The organism is Conyzicola sp. (assembly GCF_057073975.1).
This window is the reverse complement of record NZ_JBXMIS010000001.1, coordinates 18,451-33,995: the sequence shown is the minus strand read 5'-3', so window position 1 is coordinate 33,995 and position 15,545 is coordinate 18,451. Positions and strand designations below refer to the sequence as shown.

17 protein-coding genes are annotated in these 15,545 nt (G+C 66.3%); 3 read left to right on the top strand and 14 right to left on the bottom strand.

The window, feature by feature from the left end:
* Positions 1-23: 23 nt before the first annotated feature.
* Positions 24-815 carry a carbon-nitrogen hydrolase family protein gene (locus tag AC14A7_RS00155; protein WP_484005806.1) on the bottom strand — a complete coding sequence of 264 codons (792 nt, stop codon included), beginning with the start codon at positions 813-815 and terminating at the stop codon, positions 24-26.
* Positions 816-832: 17 nt separating this feature from the next.
* Positions 833-3,274 carry an ATP-dependent DNA ligase gene (locus AC14A7_RS00150; protein ID WP_484005805.1) on the bottom strand — a complete coding sequence of 814 codons (2,442 nt, stop codon included), beginning with the start codon at positions 3,272-3,274 and terminating at the stop codon, positions 833-835.
* 68 nt (positions 3,275-3,342) lie between these two features.
* On the opposite strand from AC14A7_RS00150, the gene ku reads away from it, so the two are divergent.
* A complete protein-coding gene (ku, locus tag AC14A7_RS00145) occupies positions 3,343-4,203 on the top strand; it encodes a non-homologous end joining protein Ku (RefSeq protein WP_484005804.1) in 861 nt (286 codons plus the stop codon).
* Here the strand turns inward: ku and AC14A7_RS00140 are convergent.
* The 8 genes from AC14A7_RS00140 to AC14A7_RS00105 all read right to left on the bottom strand — a co-directional run bounded on the left by AC14A7_RS00140 (position 4,200) and on the right by AC14A7_RS00105 (position 11,482).
* Positions 4,200-4,457, bottom strand: coding sequence for a hypothetical protein (locus tag AC14A7_RS00140; protein WP_484005802.1), 258 nt, complete (start codon positions 4,455-4,457; stop codon positions 4,200-4,202). The two genes, ku and AC14A7_RS00140, sit on opposite strands and share 4 nt — an antisense overlap.
* 40 nt (positions 4,458-4,497) lie before the next feature.
* Positions 4,498-5,952, bottom strand: coding sequence for an LLM class flavin-dependent oxidoreductase (locus AC14A7_RS00135; RefSeq protein ID WP_484005800.1), 1,455 nt, complete (start codon positions 5,950-5,952; stop codon positions 4,498-4,500).
* Between the two features lie 76 nt (positions 5,953-6,028).
* Positions 6,029-7,165, bottom strand: a complete 1,137-nt coding sequence (locus AC14A7_RS00130) for a mannitol-1-phosphate 5-dehydrogenase (RefSeq protein ID WP_484005798.1) — start codon at positions 7,163-7,165, stop codon at positions 6,029-6,031.
* Positions 7,162-7,626, bottom strand: a complete 465-nt coding sequence (locus AC14A7_RS00125; protein WP_484005797.1) for a PTS mannitol transporter subunit IIA — start codon at positions 7,624-7,626, stop codon at positions 7,162-7,164. Before AC14A7_RS00125 ends, AC14A7_RS00130 begins: the two co-directional genes overlap by 4 nt.
* A 3-nt stretch (positions 7,627-7,629) precedes the next feature.
* Positions 7,630-9,162 carry a PTS mannitol transporter subunit IIBC gene (locus tag AC14A7_RS00120; protein WP_484005795.1) on the bottom strand — a complete coding sequence of 511 codons (1,533 nt, stop codon included), beginning with the start codon at positions 9,160-9,162 and terminating at the stop codon, positions 7,630-7,632.
* A gap of 28 nt (positions 9,163-9,190) precedes the next feature.
* Positions 9,191-10,795, bottom strand: a complete 1,605-nt coding sequence (gene ptsP, locus AC14A7_RS00115; RefSeq protein WP_484005829.1) for a phosphoenolpyruvate--protein phosphotransferase — start codon at positions 10,793-10,795, stop codon at positions 9,191-9,193.
* 62 nt (positions 10,796-10,857) lie between these two features.
* Entirely contained in the window at positions 10,858-11,121 is a 264-nt protein-coding gene (locus AC14A7_RS00110; protein ID WP_484005794.1) for an HPr family phosphocarrier protein, read from the bottom strand.
* 13 nt (positions 11,122-11,134) lie between these two features.
* Positions 11,135-11,482, bottom strand: a complete 348-nt coding sequence (locus tag AC14A7_RS00105; protein WP_484005792.1) for a PTS sugar transporter subunit IIB — start codon at positions 11,480-11,482, stop codon at positions 11,135-11,137.
* A gap of 142 nt (positions 11,483-11,624) precedes the next feature.
* Between AC14A7_RS00105 and AC14A7_RS00100 the strand changes: the two genes are divergently transcribed.
* Complete coding sequence (locus AC14A7_RS00100; protein WP_484005791.1) at positions 11,625-13,538, top strand: BglG family transcription antiterminator; 1,914 nt, start codon at positions 11,625-11,627, stop codon at positions 13,536-13,538.
* A 15-nt stretch (positions 13,539-13,553) separates the two neighbouring features.
* Here AC14A7_RS00100 and AC14A7_RS00095 read toward each other — a convergent pair whose 3' ends face one another.
* The 4 genes from AC14A7_RS00095 to AC14A7_RS00080 form a co-directional block, all read right to left on the bottom strand.
* Positions 13,554-13,775 (bottom strand): helix-turn-helix transcriptional regulator, encoded by a 222-nt coding sequence (locus tag AC14A7_RS00095; protein ID WP_484005789.1) that lies wholly within the window; start codon positions 13,773-13,775, stop codon positions 13,554-13,556.
* Positions 13,775-14,233 (bottom strand): hypothetical protein, encoded by a 459-nt coding sequence (locus tag AC14A7_RS00090; RefSeq protein ID WP_484005787.1) that lies wholly within the window; start codon positions 14,231-14,233, stop codon positions 13,775-13,777. The genes AC14A7_RS00095 and AC14A7_RS00090 overlap by 1 nt, the downstream gene beginning before the upstream one ends.
* Positions 14,234-14,285: 52 nt before the next feature.
* The gene (locus tag AC14A7_RS00085; RefSeq protein ID WP_484005786.1) at positions 14,286-14,513 is read right to left on the bottom strand and encodes a hypothetical protein; all 228 of its coding nucleotides are present in this window, start codon (positions 14,511-14,513) and stop codon (positions 14,286-14,288) included.
* Between the two features lie 105 nt (positions 14,514-14,618).
* Entirely contained in the window at positions 14,619-15,059 is a 441-nt protein-coding gene (locus AC14A7_RS00080; protein ID WP_484005785.1) for an Hsp20/alpha crystallin family protein, read from the bottom strand.
* Between the two features lie 125 nt (positions 15,060-15,184).
* Here AC14A7_RS00080 and AC14A7_RS00075 point away from each other — a divergent pair, with 125 nt between their 5' ends.
* The gene (locus AC14A7_RS00075; RefSeq protein ID WP_484005783.1) at positions 15,185-15,478 is read left to right on the top strand and encodes a MerR family transcriptional regulator; all 294 of its coding nucleotides are present in this window, start codon (positions 15,185-15,187) and stop codon (positions 15,476-15,478) included.
* The last annotated feature ends 67 nt before the right edge of the window (positions 15,479-15,545 follow it).

Below are 15,545 nucleotides of genomic sequence, written 5' to 3'. Positions count from 1 at the left end.
GCAATTCTAAGCCAGACCCGTGGCTAAACCGGCGCGACACCGAAGCGCCGAAGCCGGAGGGCGGGGTTGTGCTCACGAACCTCGGCGAGGCGCTCTGGGTCTGGCCAGGCGATGGCGAGGCCCTGCGAGTCGCCGATCGTGACGAGCTCGACACCCATGGGATCGAGCACCATGCTGTTGCCGGCTCCGATCGGCGGCGCCTGGTCGGCGGCAGCGACGTAGACCGTGTTCTCGATTGCCCTCGCCGTGAGCAGCGTGCGCCAGTGGTGCTCCTTGAGCGGGCCGCGCACCCACTCCGCTGGCACGAGCACGAGGTCGACGCCAGCGTCGACGAGGGCTCGAGTGACCTCAGGAAAGCGGATGTCGTAGCAGGTCTGGATTCCAACGGTGAACCCGCCCCAGGAGAAGGTCTCGAACTCCCCGTGCGGACCGGGCTCGATGTAGTCGGACTCGAGGGCACCGAAGGCATCGTAGAGGTGGAGCTTGCGGTAGGTGGCCAGCCTCTCGCCGTCGGGGGCGATGGCGATGACGGTGTTCGATGCCTTCGACCCCGCGCGCTCGAGCATGCCGGCCACGACCGTGATGCCGAGGTCGGAGGCGATGGCGGCGACTCCCGTCGCGAAGTCGCCGTCGAGGTCTTCTGCAGCGTCGATCCAGTCGTTGCCCATGGTTGGCGTGAAGTACGACGAGTACTCCGGAAAGACGACGAGGCCGGCGCCTCGGTCTGCAGCGGTGGTCGCAAGTTGCCGCATGACGGCGAGGTTGTCGCCCCGGTCGGATCCGGGCGCGAACTGGGCGACGGCTATGGCATCCATGACTGCAGCCTACGCACTCATTCGACTCGAACGTCACCGGGTTTCTTGTCGGCGCGCCATCCTCGCCAGCTGGGCTGCCGCAGGCGCCCCGTCGCGGTCCACTCGGCGAACTCGACCTCCCCGACGAGCGACGGGCGAACCCAGCGCGCATCACGCGCATCGGCGGCGGGAACCGTTTCGAACGGGCTGGTCTTTCGCTCGAGGGCGGCCAGCCGCCGCCCGATCGCGTCGAGCTCTGCATCGCGGAATCCGGTGCCGACCTTTCCGACGAAGCGAAGCCCGTCGCCTTCTGGGATGCCGAGCAGCAACGACCCGACGGTGCCGGCACGCCGACCCGACCCCGGCTTCCAGCCCGCCACGACGACCTCCTGCGTTCTGTGGTGCTTGAGCTTGACCCAGGCGCTGCCGCGCGTGCCCTGCAGGTAGGTGCTGTCTGTCTTCTTGGCGACGACTCCCTCAAGGCCGAGCTCTCTGCTCGCGCGCATCGCAGCGGCCTCATCCCCCTCGAACGCTCCGGGCACCCGCACGAGCCTCGACTCCCGGACTGCCGCCTGCAGCGCTTCCCGTCGCTGCGTGTACGGCCGCTTCAGGAGTGAGGCACCGTCGAGTTCCAGCGCGTCGAAGAGCACGATGCTGACCTCGACCTTCTTCTGCGCCGCCTCGATCTCTGCCGCGTTCGAGAGGTTCATGCGCTGCTGGAGGCGGCCGAAGTCGGGGCGGCCCGTCGAGTCGAAGGCGACGATCTCGCCATCGAGCACGGCATCCGTGTCTATCGACCGCGCGATCACGGCGAGCTCCGGGTAGGTCGCAGTGAGGTCGTTGCCGTTGCGGCTCGTGAGTGCCACCTCGCCATCCCGCACCTCGACGATCGCCCGGATGCCGTCCCACTTCATCTCGAACGCCCAGTCGTCCTCTGTGCCGAGGCTCCCCTCCGACCCGAGGGTGGCCAGCATGGGGGCATGGCCGGCCTTCCTTCCCCGGCCGGAGCCGACCACCGTGCGTGGCCTCCTCGCCCGCCCCTCCGGCTTCGCATCGTCTTTCATGAGGTGGATGAGCCAGGTGTTCTCTGCTTTGCTGCCTGCACCGAATCCGCCGGTGTGGATGAGCGCATAGCGATGGGACCCGTGCTTCTCCCCGTGCAGGGTGACAATGACCTCCTCGCCCTCCCGCCACTTCTCCACCTCGTAGGTGCCGGCGTCCCAGATCTCAACGCGACCCGCGCCGTACTCCCCCTTCGGGATCTCGCCCTCGAACGTGCCGTACTCGAGCGGGTGGTCCTCGGTCTGCACGGCGAGGTGGTTCTGCTTGGTGTCGGTGGGCACGCCCTTCGGCAGTGCCCAGCTGACGAGCACGCCGTCGTGCTCAAGGCGGAAGTCCCAGTGCAGGCGGCTCGCGTGGTGCTCCTGGATGACGAAGCCCATGCCGGTCGATGCACCACTCGGCCCCGCTGGAACGGGCTCCGGTGTCTTGGCCGCATCGCGCATGCTGCGGTACTTCTCCAGCCGGTCGCGTGCCGCCGGGGTTGCCGTGAACGACGCCTGGTGCTCTGGGGTCGGCTCGAGGGAGGCGAGGTGCCCGGCGGTAAGGCCCGCCAGCGGGTCGCCGTTCTTCCTCACCCTCGCGAGCACCTCCGTGTAGTCGAGCTGCGCGAGGCTGCTCGACGACAGCTCCTTCCACGTGCGCGGAGCCGCGACCATCGGCCGCTCCCGGCCCCGCAGCGAGTATGGCGCGATCGTGGTCTTGTTGGCGTTGTTCTGGCTCCAGTCCACGAGCACCTTGCCATCGCGCAGGCTCTTCTTCATGTCGCTGACGACGAGGTCGGCATGATCGGCCTCCAGCGCTCTCGCGAGCTCATGGGCGACCGCGCTGACGGCCTCGGAATCCTGTTTGCCATCGAGGGCCGCATATAGGTGGATGCCCTTGCTCCCGCTCGTGACGGGCATCGCGTCGAGCCCCATGTCGAGAAGGATCGCGCGAGCCCACCGGGCGACCTCCGCGCACTCCTGGAGACCGACGCCCGGCCCCGGGTCGAGGTCGAGCACGAGCCGGTCGGGATTCTTCTGCACGCCGGTTCGGCCGAACTGCCACTGCGGCACATGAATCTCGAGCGCGCCGATCTGGCCGAGCCAGGTGAGAGTAGCGAGATCATTCACGAGGGGGTACTCGTTCGCGTGTCCCTTGTGCTGGATCGTGCGCCGTTTCACCCAGCTCGGTGTCGAGTCATCGAGGTTCTTCTGGAAGAACATCTCGCCGGGAGCCTCTGCAGTGCCAACGCCGTTGACCCAGCGCTTTCGCGTCGCGGGACGGTTGGCCGCGTGCGGGATCAGCACGGGGGCGATCTCGGCAAGGTAGGCGATCACGTCGCCCTTCGTCGTACCCGTCACCGGGTAGAGCACCTTGTCGAGGTTGGTGAGCTTGAGACGGTGGCCCTCCACCGACACCGTTTCTGACGTCGCCATGCTTCATGGCTACCAGCGCTCGCTCGGATTCTTCTCAGATTCCCAGCAATGTCGGAGCAGGATGAATCATGAGATCCATCTGGAAGGGCGCGATCGCGTTCGGGCTGGTCAACGTGCCTGTGAAGGTCTACAGCGCCACTGAAGACCACGACATCTCGCTGCACCAGGTGCACGATGCCGATGGCGGGCGCATCAAGTACCAGCGCCGCTGCGAGGTCTGCGGCAAGGTCATCAGCTTCGAGCACATCGACAAGGCGTACGACGACGGCGAGCGCACCGTCATCCTCGACGAGAAGGACTTCGAGAAGCTTCCCGTCGAGAAGAGCCGCGAGATCGAGGTTGTCGAGTTCGTGCCGAGCGACCAGCTCGACCCGATCATGTTCGAGCGCAGCTACTTTCTCGAGCCCGACTCCGCGTCGACCAAGGCCTATGTGCTGCTGCGCAAGACCCTCGAGGAGACGGAGCGCACCGCGATCGTGCAGTTCGCGCTGCGGCAGAAGACGCGCCTTGGCGCGCTGCGCGTGCGTGGCGACGTGCTCATGCTGCAGGGTCTGCTGTGGGATGACGAGGTGCGCGAGGCGTCGTTCCCCGCCCTTGACGAGACAGTGCGCATCTCGCCGCAGGAGCTGAAGATGTCGTCGTCTCTCGTCGAATCGTTTGCCGCCGACTTCGACCCGTCGAAGTTCACCGACGAGTACCAGGAGCAACTGCGCGAGCTCATCGAGGCGAAGATCGCCAAGGGCGACGACGTGAGCACGGAGGAGACCTTCGGCGTCAGTGACGACGACGAGGGCGAGGGAGGCGAGGTGCTCGACCTCATGGCGGCCCTGCAGCGCAGTGTCGAGAAGAACCGGGCCGCTGCGAAGAAGCCAGCAGCGAAGAAGTCGCCCGCTAAGAAGGCGACTGCCGCGAAGACGAAGGCCGGCTAGGCCGCGACGCTGGGAAGCCCGGCGACCGGTCCGGTGGTCGGGTCGCTCGGCACTGCCTCGAGGCTCGCCACGGCGATCTTCGTCGACTCGCCGATGAGCAGCATCTCTACTCCCCCATCGTGCAGCAGGGGAACGAGCTCCATCTCCCCGCGCGCCCGGATGTCACTCGCGTGCGCGAGGAAGATGTCGCACATGGTCGGCGTGGCTCGGTAGGTGCGGCCAGAGACCGAGATGATTCGGCTGTGCTTCTCCATGTCGACTCCCCCGATAGTGCTGCGGGCCGAACGCCTCGCGTTATCGAAACGTTACTGCTGAGGGAGCCTCCGATAAAAGGGGGAAAGCGGTTAAGCGACTGTGAATTCGCCTAGCCGACAGTGGATGCCTGCCGACCCGGAATCCAGCGCCCGTGTGGTCATCGGGCAGCCGGTCGCCTTTGCCGTGCAGCTTGTGGCGAAGGGTGCCATCGGCGTACTCCGTCGGGTACACGCCACGCTCGCGCAGCACCGGGATGACGAACTCGACGATGTCCTCGAAGGTGCCGGGTGTGATCGCGTAGGCGAGGTTGAATCCGTCGACGTCGGTCTCGGCGACCCACTCCTGCAGCTGGTCGGCGATCTCCTCGCCAGAGCCGATGATCGTCGGGCCGAGGCCGCCGATGGCGCCACCACGGGCGATGTCGCGCACGGTGAAGGTCTCGCCATTGGCTGCGGACTCCTCGTAGTTGGCGATGACCGACTTGATCGCGTTGCTCTCCACGTTGCCGACCGGCTCGTCGAGGTCGTACTGCGAGAGGTCGACGCCCATCCATCCCGACATGAAGACGAGCGCGCCCTCCTCGCTGGCGTACTGCAGGAAGTCCTGGTACTTCGCCTGTGCCTTCTCCGGGGTCGCGTCGGTGATGACCGTCAGGAGCGTGTAGATCTTGGCGGAGTAGCGATCGCGACCGGCGGCCTCGAGCGCATCGCGCACCTTCGTCACGGTCGACTTCAGCACCGCCTTGGTCGGAGCGGCGACGAAGATCGCCTCGGCGTTGCCCGCCGCGAAGGCGATGCCGCGACCGGATGCGCCCGCCTGGTAGATCACCGGGGTGCGCTGCGGGCTCGGCTCGGAGATGTGGATGCCCGGCACCGTGAAGTGCTTGCCCGTGTGGCCGATCTCGTGCACCTTCGACGGGTCGGTGAAGACGCCGGTCTCGCGGTTGCGCACGACGGCGTCATCCTCCCACGAGCCCTCCCAGAGCTTGTAGAGCACCTCGAGGTACTCGTCGGCGTGGTCGTAGCGCTCGTCGTGCTCCAGCTGGTCTTTGTTGCCCATGTTGCGGGCGGCCGAGGGCAGGTAGCCGGTGACGACGTTCCAGCCGACGCGGCCCTTGGTCAGGTGGTCGAGCGTCGACATGCGGCGCGCGAATGGGTACGGGTGCTCGTAGGCGGTGCCGGCGGTGACGCCGAAGCCGAGGTGCTTGGTGACCGCTGCCATGGCCGAGACGAGGAGAACGGGGTCGCCGACCGGCACCTGGGCGCCGTGGCGGATCGCCGCCTCGTTGGAGCCTCCGTAGACGTCGTAGGTGCCGAGCACATCGGCGATGAAGATGCCGTCGAAGGTGCCGCGCTCCAGCAGCTGGGCGAGCTCCGTCCAGTACGAGATGTCCTTGTAGGTGTCGGACCGGTCGTCGGGGTGGCGCCACATGCCAGAGGACTGGTGGGCGACGCAGTTCATGTCGAAGGCGTTGAAGCGGATCTGGCGGCTCATGCGCTCGATCATGCGTCAGCGGCTGTGCCGGTCTCCAGCGCGGCCGACACACGGCGAAACTCGCCGACACACGCGGTCACACAGCGGCTCTGGCCGCCTCCACCTCTGATACGAAGCGAGAGAACAATGGATGCGCCGGCTCGAGGCCGGTCACCTCGACGACGAAGTCGACGGCCTCGAGGGTGCGCAGCTTCTCGAGCAGCGCGACGCTCTCCGGGTCGCTCGCAACGTCGAAATGCAGAGCGGCACCCATGGTGCGCAGCAGCGCCTCCGGCAGGGTGCCAGACTCGATGAGCTCTGCGGCCGGGCCGACGAACCGCTCGTGCCTGCTGAGCTTGCGCATCGGCTGGCGGCCGACCCGCTCGACCGTGTCGGTCAGATGCGGGTTGGCGAAGCGCTCGAGGTTCTTCTCGAGGTAGGCCGCCTGCACCGCCGGGTCGAAGCCGTGCTTGGCGACGAGCAGCGCGGAGGTCTCGCCCAGCACGGCACGCACCTCGGCGAGCACCTCGGGAATCGCGATAGCCTCGGCGATCGAGACCGCCCCGGCGCGGAAGCCGTGGTACGCCGTCGTGGCGTGTCCCGTATTGACGGTGAAGAGCTTGCGCTCGATGTAGGGGGCGAGGTCGTCCACGAAGTGCGCAGCGGGAATCACCGGGGCGTCAGAGCCGAAGGGCGCGCTCTCGATGGCCCACTCGAAGAAGGTCTCGACCGTGACATCCAGTCCGGCGTCGGCATCCTGCATCGGAACGATGCGGTCGACCGCGGTGTTGGCGAAGACGGCCTTCGCCAACCCTCCGAGGCCCGCCTTCTCGACCTCGGCGCGCAGCACGTCGGTCGCGTTGATCGCGTTCTCGCACGCCATGACGGCGAGCGGAGCGAGGTCGCTCGAGCGCTGCGCGATCGCCTTCGCGATCAGCGGAGCGACGAAGCGAAGGATATTGGGGCCAACCGCTGTCGTCACGATCTCTGCAGACGCGATCTCCTCGATCACGTCGAACTCGTGCGTTCCGCTGTTCATCGCACGGTAGTTGTCGACCGTCCTGACCGACGCGCCAGCGCCGACCTCGCGAACGAGGTAGCTGGTGCTCGCGCTGAGCGCGTCGATCAGTTCGGCGTTCACGTCGGCGAACACCACTTCGTAGCCGGCATCGTGCAGGATCAGCCCCACGAAGCCCCGACCGATGTTTCCGGCCCCGAAATGCACCGCCTTCATGAGTTGACGTCCCCCAGGAGGTTCAGGATCTCCTGTGGAGTCTTCGCCGCGAGGAGGGCGTTCACCTTCTCGTCGTCGCTGAAGACGACCGCGATCTTCGACAGCACATCCATGTGGCCGCCATCCTTTCCCGCGATCCCGACGACGAAGCGAACCTCGTTGCCGTCCCAGTCGATGGGGGTGCCGTAGCGCACGAACGAGAGCCCGGACGCAAGGATCGTGTCCTTGCCCTCGTTCGTGCCGTGCGGAATTGCCAGGTAGTTGCCCATGTACGTCGACATGAGCTCTTCACGCTGGTGCATGAAGGCCACGTACTCCGCGTCGACAGCTCCCGCTCTCACGAGAATCTGCCCCGCCGTCTCGATCGCCTCGGCTGGCGTCGCCGCCGTGCCGTTCAGATCGATCTGGTCGAGTTCGAGCACGTTGCCCGGCTTGCCTGGTTTCTTCCGCTGCCACCACATGATCTACTGCTGCGACTTCACGAACTCGACGACCTCGTCGTACTTCGGGCTGCCCATGAAGTTGTCGACGGAGTAGTGCTTGGCCCCTGGGGTCTTCTCCTCGGCGCGAGCCGTGAGCTTCTCCTGGGTGATGACGATGTCGACATCGTCGGTGAGGTTGGTGATCGCCTTGTTCTCGACCTTCACCCCGACGATGCCAGCCTTCTTCAGCTTCTCGCGAAGCACCGTTGCGCCCATGGCGCTCGAGCCCATTCCCGCGTCGCAGGCGAAGACGATCGAGTTGACCGTGCTCGTCGTTGTTGCGGTTGCGGTTGCCGTCTTCGTCGCAGCGGCTGCACCGAGGAGGTCGCCCACCTGGGAGTCGCGGCCCTTGTTGGCAGCGTTCTTGGCGACGGCGTCCGCGAGAGCGGTGTCCTCGCCAGATGCAATCGCATCGAGGTCGCGCTTGCGGCTCGACCGGATGATGACAGAGGCCACAAGGAACGAGACAGCTGCCGAGAGAATCACCGAGAGGATCACGCCGACGAAGCTGTCGTTCGCGGTCTGCGCGATGATCGCGAAGATCGATCCGGGCGACGCGGGAGCACGAAGACCGGACTGGAAGATCGCGTTGGTCGCAACACCCGTCGCGCCACCGGCAATGACGGCCAGCACGAGCAGCGGCTTGGCGAGAACGTACGGGAAGTAGATCTCGTGGATGCCACCGAAGAACTGGATGATGATCGCACCGGGAGCCGAGGCACGCAGCAGGCCGACACCGAACACGGCGAAGGCGAGCAGCAGGCCGAGGCCGGGGCCGGGGTTCGCCTCGATGAGGAACAGGATCGACTTGCCGCTCTCGGCAGCCTCCTGCGTTCCCAGCGGGGTGAAGACACCGTGGTTGATCGCGTTGTTGAGGAACAGGATCTTGCCCGGTTCGACGAACAGGCTCGCGAGAGGCAGCAGGCCGGCCTCGACCAGCGAGTTGACGACACCCTCGAGGAAGTTGCTGAGCGCGGTGACCGCGGGTGCGATCGCGAAGAATCCGATGATCGCCAGCAGCATGCCGACGATGCCTCCGGAGAAGTTGTCGACGAGCATCTCGAAGCCGGCCTTGATCTTGCCAGCCCAGAGCTTGTCGATCTGCTTCATGACCCACGCCGCGAGCGGTCCCATGATCATGGCACCGAGGAACATCGGGATACCGGCGCCGATGATGACACCCATCGTCGCGATGGTTCCGATAACGCCACCACGGACGCCGTAGACCATGCGACCACCGGTGTTGGCGATGAGGAGCGGTAGCAGGTACGTGATCATCGGTCCGACGAGGCCCCGATCGTCAGGGTTTCCCGTCCAACCGCCGAGCAGCTTCACCCACTCGGCGTCGATGCCGAGGTTGGGCAGCCAGCCGGTCGGGATGAAGAGGGCCGTGATGAAGCCCCACGCGATGAATGCCGCGATGTTGGGCAACACCATATTGCTGATGAAGGTGCCGAACTTCTGCACCCCGACACGGGCCGAGCCTGCTCGGCTCGGCGCTGACGTCGCTGTCATGTGTTTCTCCGTTTTCTGTGGGTGGGTGTTACTTGGGTGAGGGGGTTGCCGCGGCGAGCACCGCAGAGCGGGCCTCCACGGCGCTATTAGCCGAGAGTGCAACCTCGGCGAATTCCTGTGCCTGCGCGAGCGTGTACTGCGCAAGCTCTGCCCGCACGTCGGCAAGGGCCGACGGCGACATCGAGAGGCTCGTCGCGCCGAGCCCGACGAGCACGACCGCGAGCAGCGGGTCGGCCGCGGCCTCGCCGCAGATGCCGACCGGCTTGCCAGCGGCTGCCCCGGCCTTGCCGACCTCGCCGACGAGACGCAGCACGGCGGGGTGCCACGGGTCCTGGAAGGAGGCGACGGAGCCGAGCAGCCGGTCGGCGGCGAGCGTGTACTGGGTGAGGTCGTTGGTGCCGATCGACGCGAAGTCGGTGTCGGCGAGGATGCGGTCGGCCAGCAGCGCGGCCGCCGGCACCTCGACCATGACGCCGGCGGTCTTGATGCCGAGCTCTTTGGCGAGGTGGGTGAAGTAGCGGGCCTCCTCGACGGTGGAGACCATCGGGGCCATGACCCAGACATCCGCGGTGCTGATGGATGCCGCACTCGCGATCACCGTCAGCTGGTCGCGCAGAATGGGCTCGTTGGCCCGCAGAGCGCGAAGCCCCCGGAGTCCGAGTGCCGGGTTCTCCTCCCGGTCGTCGTTGAGAAAGCTCAGCGGCTTGTCTGCTCCCGCATCGAGCGCGCGCACGACGACCTTCTTCTCTGGGAAGGCCTCGAACAGCGCCGCGTACTTCGCCTGCTGCTCTGCGATCGTCGGTGCCTTCTCCGAGTCGAGGAAGAGGAACTCGGTGCGGAACAGCCCGACGCCCTCCGCGCCCTTCTCCAGCGCCTCGTCGAGCTTGTCGACGGAGCCGAGGTTGGCCAGGAGCGGCACCTTTGTGCCGTCAGCGAGTGCACCCGGGCCGACCGGTACGTCCTTTGCCCCATTCCGGTCGGCCAGGGTGGTCTCTGCTGCCTCGCGCTCGTCGGCGGAGGGAGAGACGGTCACGAGACCGGCTGCCGCATCGACGATCACGGTGTCGCCGTCGGTGAGGTCGAGGGCGCCACGAACGCCCACGATCGCGACGATCGACTTCTCCCGCGCCAGGATCGCGGTGTGTGATGTTGGACCACCGTCGGTGGTGATAAGGGCCTGCACCTTGTCGAGGTCGAGGAGCGCCGTGTCGGCCGGCGCGAGGTCGCGCGCCACCAGGATGAACGGGTGACCGGGGTTCGGAACACCGGGAGCCGGCACACCCTGCAGGTGGGCAACGACACGCTGGGAGACGTCGTTGAGGTCGGTCGCGCGCTCCCCCATGTAGCCGCCCATGCTCACGAGCAGGTCGCGGAAGGCCGCGAACGCCGCGAACACGGCGCGCTCCGCCGTCGTGCCGCCGTCGATGCGGGCGTTCACGTCGTCGCGAAGGGTCGGGTCCTCTGCCATGAAGGCCTGGGCCTCGAGCACGTCCTTTGCGGCCCCACCCGCGCGCTCGCCGCGCAGACGGATGTCTGCCGCGGTGGCCGCGAGCGAGGCGGCCGCGCGCACCTTCTCTGCGTCCGTGGTGATGGTGGAGGCGGCATCCGACGGCTCTGGAAGCGGGTCTGGCATGCGCAGGATGGTGCCGATCGCGATGCCGCGACCGATGCCGACTCCAGTGAGATTCTGCAAGATCAGGCGTCCTGGTCGGTCGTGAGGATCTCGGTCAGGCCGTCGAGCAGTTCGTCTGCCCCATCGCCCTCCGCCGTCAGGGTGACCTCGTCGCCGTGGTTGATGCCGAGGGAGATGACCCCGAGGATGCTCGCGGCGTTGATCGACTTGTCGCCCTTGACCAGCTGAACCGCCAGCCCGGAGGCGGCCACCGCCTGCACGAAGAGAGACGCGGGGCGCGCGTGGAGGCCGTGGGCGGATGCGACGGTGACGGTTCTTTCGGACATGGGGCGCTGATCCTTACTTCGTTGCTTCGATGGGGGAAGAGTTAAGGCTCGGCCCGAGGGTCACCAGAGACTCGACAAGGTCGAGTGCCTGCTCGGCTCCGCTCGGACCGAACGCGGTTGGCGGCAGAAGAGCCGCTGGCACGCCGAACTCCGCCGCCTCGGCGGAGAGGGTGTCGAAGCTGTCGGCGAGGTGCGGGCCGACGAGAAGCACGGTGCTCGTGTGCAGGTGCGGCCGAAGGTCGCTCGTGCTGGCGGCCGTCGCACTGAGCTCGAATCCGCGTGCCTTTGCCAGCGCGCGAAGGCGGCTGGCGAGAAAGGTGGAGGATGCACCCGCGCCGCAAACGATCAGGACTGTCTCCATGGTCGCCTCCTTGCGATCGCGTGCTGGCCGAACTGTGCTGAGTCCATGGTCACGAGTGCAGCAGGTCGATCGCCAACAGACCTTCTTCCGCGGGAGCGGAAATGCCCACTTCCCCTCCGAACGTGGCAAAGTGGCTCTCGATATGAGCGATAAGTATGAGCGTCTGCTCGACTACCTGTCGCAGAACGACGGATGGGTGACAGCTGGCGAGCTCGCCGACCAGCTGGGCGTGACGACGCGCAGTGTGCGCAGCTATGTGACGGCGGCGAAGGCAGCGGCACACCCCCTGCCCATCATCACGGCGTCGACGAGCGGCTACCGCCTCAACCGCGAGGCCTACGCGAGCTTCTCCAGCGACGCCCACGCGCGCGACGGCCTTGCCGACACCCCGCGCGATCGGGTGCACCACCTGGCCCGCCGACTCACCGAGGCGCCGGCCGGTCTCGACATCCACTCCCTGGCCGACAGCCTCTACGTCAGCGAGTCGACGATCGAGACAGACCTGCGCAAGGTGAAGTCGCTCGCCGAGGATGCCGGGCTCACCCTGAGCCGCAAGGGCAGTCTCGTGACGCTCGCCGGCACCGAGTCCGACTACCGCCGACTGCTGAGCCGGCTGTTTCGCAGCGAGAGTGCGCAGGGATTCCTCGAGCTCGAGTACGTGCGCAGCGACGGCGCCCACACCGGCCTCGGCGAGTTCAAGACCGACCTGCTGGCCATGCTCTCCTCGCAGGGCTACTTCGTCAACGAGTACGGCGTGAACTCCGTGCTGCTGCACGTGGCGATCGCCGTCGAACGCGTCGGTATCGAGCACCGGCTGACCCTCGACAACCCGAATGACGTCGACGACGCGATCGCGCCTTCGCTGTCGACGCTCATCCAGAAGCACTTCGGCGTCACCCTCGACGCCGGAGACCTCGAGTACCTCGCGAAGCTCCTGACGACGCGGGTCATCACGCCGGGCCAGAACGAGCCGGTGCAGGCGGTCGTCGACAACTACGTGGTTCCGGAGGATCTGGCGACGGTGCGCCGAATCGTCGAGCAGGTGGCCCAGGAGTACCTCGTCGACCTCGACGACGAGGCATTCATGGTGCGCCTCTCGCTTCACCTCGGCAACCTCATGGCCAGGGCCCGCGACAACTCGTACTCGCGCAATCCGCTTGGTCGCTCGATCAAGACGAGCTACCCGATGATCTACGACGTCGCCGTGTTCATGGCGAGCCTCATCCAGCGCGAGCGCGGCATCCTCATCAACGATGACGAGATCAGCTACATCGCCCTCCATCTCGGCAGCTACCTCGAGCGGCAGTCGCGCCGAGAGGAGCGGGTGACGTGCGCCATCGTCATTCCCGGCTACTACGACGTGCACCAGGTGCTGCGGGAGAAGATCGAGGCGCAGCTCGGCAGCGAGCTCTCAGTCGAGGTCGTGGTCACACGCACCGACGTCGACTGGAACGACTTCTCGACCGATCTGGTGCTCACGACGATCGCCGACCGGCCGTTCGCAGAGAACGTCGTCGTCATCCAGCCGTTCCTCACCGACACCGACGTCGAGAACGTGCGCAAGGCGATCTCGCGACTGCGGCGCCAGCGCCGACGCGCGCAGATCAAGGACGACCTGCTGCGCTACTTCGATCCAGCGCTCTTCCTCCGCAACCATGACGCGGATGACGAGGCCGGCATGATCCGCGACCTCGGCGCCCTGATGGTCGAACGCGGCATCATCGACCAGACCTACATCGACGGCGCGATCGAGCGGGAGCTCCTGTCATCGACCGCCTTCACCGACACCATCGCCGTTCCGCACGCGATGGCCATGACGGCATCGAGCACGTCGATCTCGATCGCGGTCAACGAGTCGCCGATGCCGTGGGGCGAGAACCGCGTCAACGTGATCGCGCTCATCGCGTTCAGCGCGAGCGGCCGGGCGTCGTTCCAGACCGTGTTCGACCAGATCGTCGACGTGTTCTCCGAGCGCGCCCGGGTGCTGGAGCTTATCCGCAAGTCCGACGACTTCGGGTCGTTCATCGAGGAGCTCGTGCACCTCATTGACGAGTAGGCGAAGCGAGTAGCTCTACTGCTGCCTCGGGTACTGGAACACGTCGTCGAGCGGAACGCCGAAGACCTGGGCGATGCGGAACGCCATCTCGAGCGACGGTGAGTACTTACCCTGCTCGATTGCGATGATCGTCTGGCGAGTGACGTCGACCCGCTCGGCCAGCTCGGCCTGGGTCATCTCGCCATGGGCATTGCGCAGTGCGCGAATCGAGTTGGTGACGCTCGTCGGCTTCACCATCAGAATCCCCGACGATAGGCGAGCAGTTGCACGGTGCTGCCGACGATAGACGCAGCGAAGTAGATCGCGAACATGGCGTTGGCAATCCAGAACGGCTCTGCCCTGACGACGGCCAGCAGCAGCGGGCCGAGCATTCCGATGGCCACGACGCTGCCCATGGCACGGGCACCGCGCCTGCGGATCTCCTTGTCGCGGTCGTCGACCTTGTAGCTGTCGCTCGGGGTGAGGATCTCGACGAGGATGCGAACGACGATCGACGCGCCGATGCTGATTGCGATGGCAATGAGAAGGGTCGGCGCGAAGTCGATCGCGGCGGCATCGGCACCCTGCAGCTGGCCGAGCATGACGACGGCGTACCAGCAGAACACCGCGACGCTGACGACCAGTGAGGTCCAGACGCCCTTCTCCTCATATGACACAGCGGCACCCCTCGACTCCATGTCAAATATTATTGACATGTTGAATCTACTGGATGCCGCTGCGGTCGTCAAACGCGGCGCCGTGACCTCGCTAGAGCACCACCTCTTGCTCCAGCGCGGACTGGGCGTCGCGCACGGTCGCAAACGTGCCGAGTTCCTTGCCCAGCGGGGTGGTCGCGGTGAAGCCGTGACCCCAGCGAGCCGTGACGAGTCCGGCAAAGGCCCCGTCTCGCTCTGCCACCCAGACGCCTGCACGGGGAACGCTCCACGTCACCGCGCTCGGCACCGAGCCGACCGTCGATGCAGTCGTGTCAGTCATCCGCTCCTCCTTCGGTTGCGCCCCGATCACCCCGCGGCCCCGCCCGGAGCCCTCCGCCGGGGCTCCGGGCCGGTCTGGGTGCGTGCCCTCACGCACTCGGGACTATCAGGCGTTGATGCTCTTCTTGCCCTTCGCGCCGCTCAGTGCGTCGCGGCTCGACACCTCGATCTTGCGCGGCTTCGCCTGCTCTGCGATGGGAATCCTCAGGCGAAGGACCCCGGCCGTGTAGTCGGCGTCGACCTTCTCTGTGTCGAGGGACTCCCCGAGCACGAGCTGGCGCGTGAAGGTTCCCCACGAGCGCTCCGATGCCACGACGTTGGCCGCGTCTGGCATCGTGCTGTACCGCTCGGCGCGGATGGTGAGCACATTGCGCTCCACATCGATATCGAGCCTGGTCGGGTCGATGCCGGGGAGGTCGAGCTCGACGACGAACTCATCCCCCTCGCGCCAGGCGTCCATCGGCATGCTCGACGGCCTGGCCGCGGTGCCGAACACCTGCTGTGTGAGCCGGTCGAATTCTCGGAAAGGGTCGTGTTGCAACAGCATTTCTGAATCTCCTCCGCTTCACTGTGTGTTGATGGCTCGAGTCGAATCTGCTTCGCTCGATATAGGTTTTATAACTCTGTCGACTCATATAATGCAAGGGTCATAGGTCAGATTTATGGAGGATGATGAGCGACATCCCAGAGAGCCCACGGGGCCTCTACGGCATCACTGTGGCCGCCGAACTCGTCGGGCTGCGCGAGCAGACGCTTCGCCTCTACGAGCGGAGGGGAATCCTCGAGCCACAGCGCACAGAGGGCGGCACCCGGCGCTACAGCAACGACGATCTCGAGGTGCTCCGTCGTGTGATCGTGCTGCTCGACGATGGGGTCAACCTCGCCGGCGCGCGGCGGATCCTCGAGCTTGAGACGGCGAACGAATCGCTGAAGGCGCAGCTCGACCGGCTGAGCGACAACGGCTGAGCGTCTCCTCGCACACATACGAAAGGCCCGGTCAGAGACCGGGCCTTTCGTGTGTGTAGTCAACACA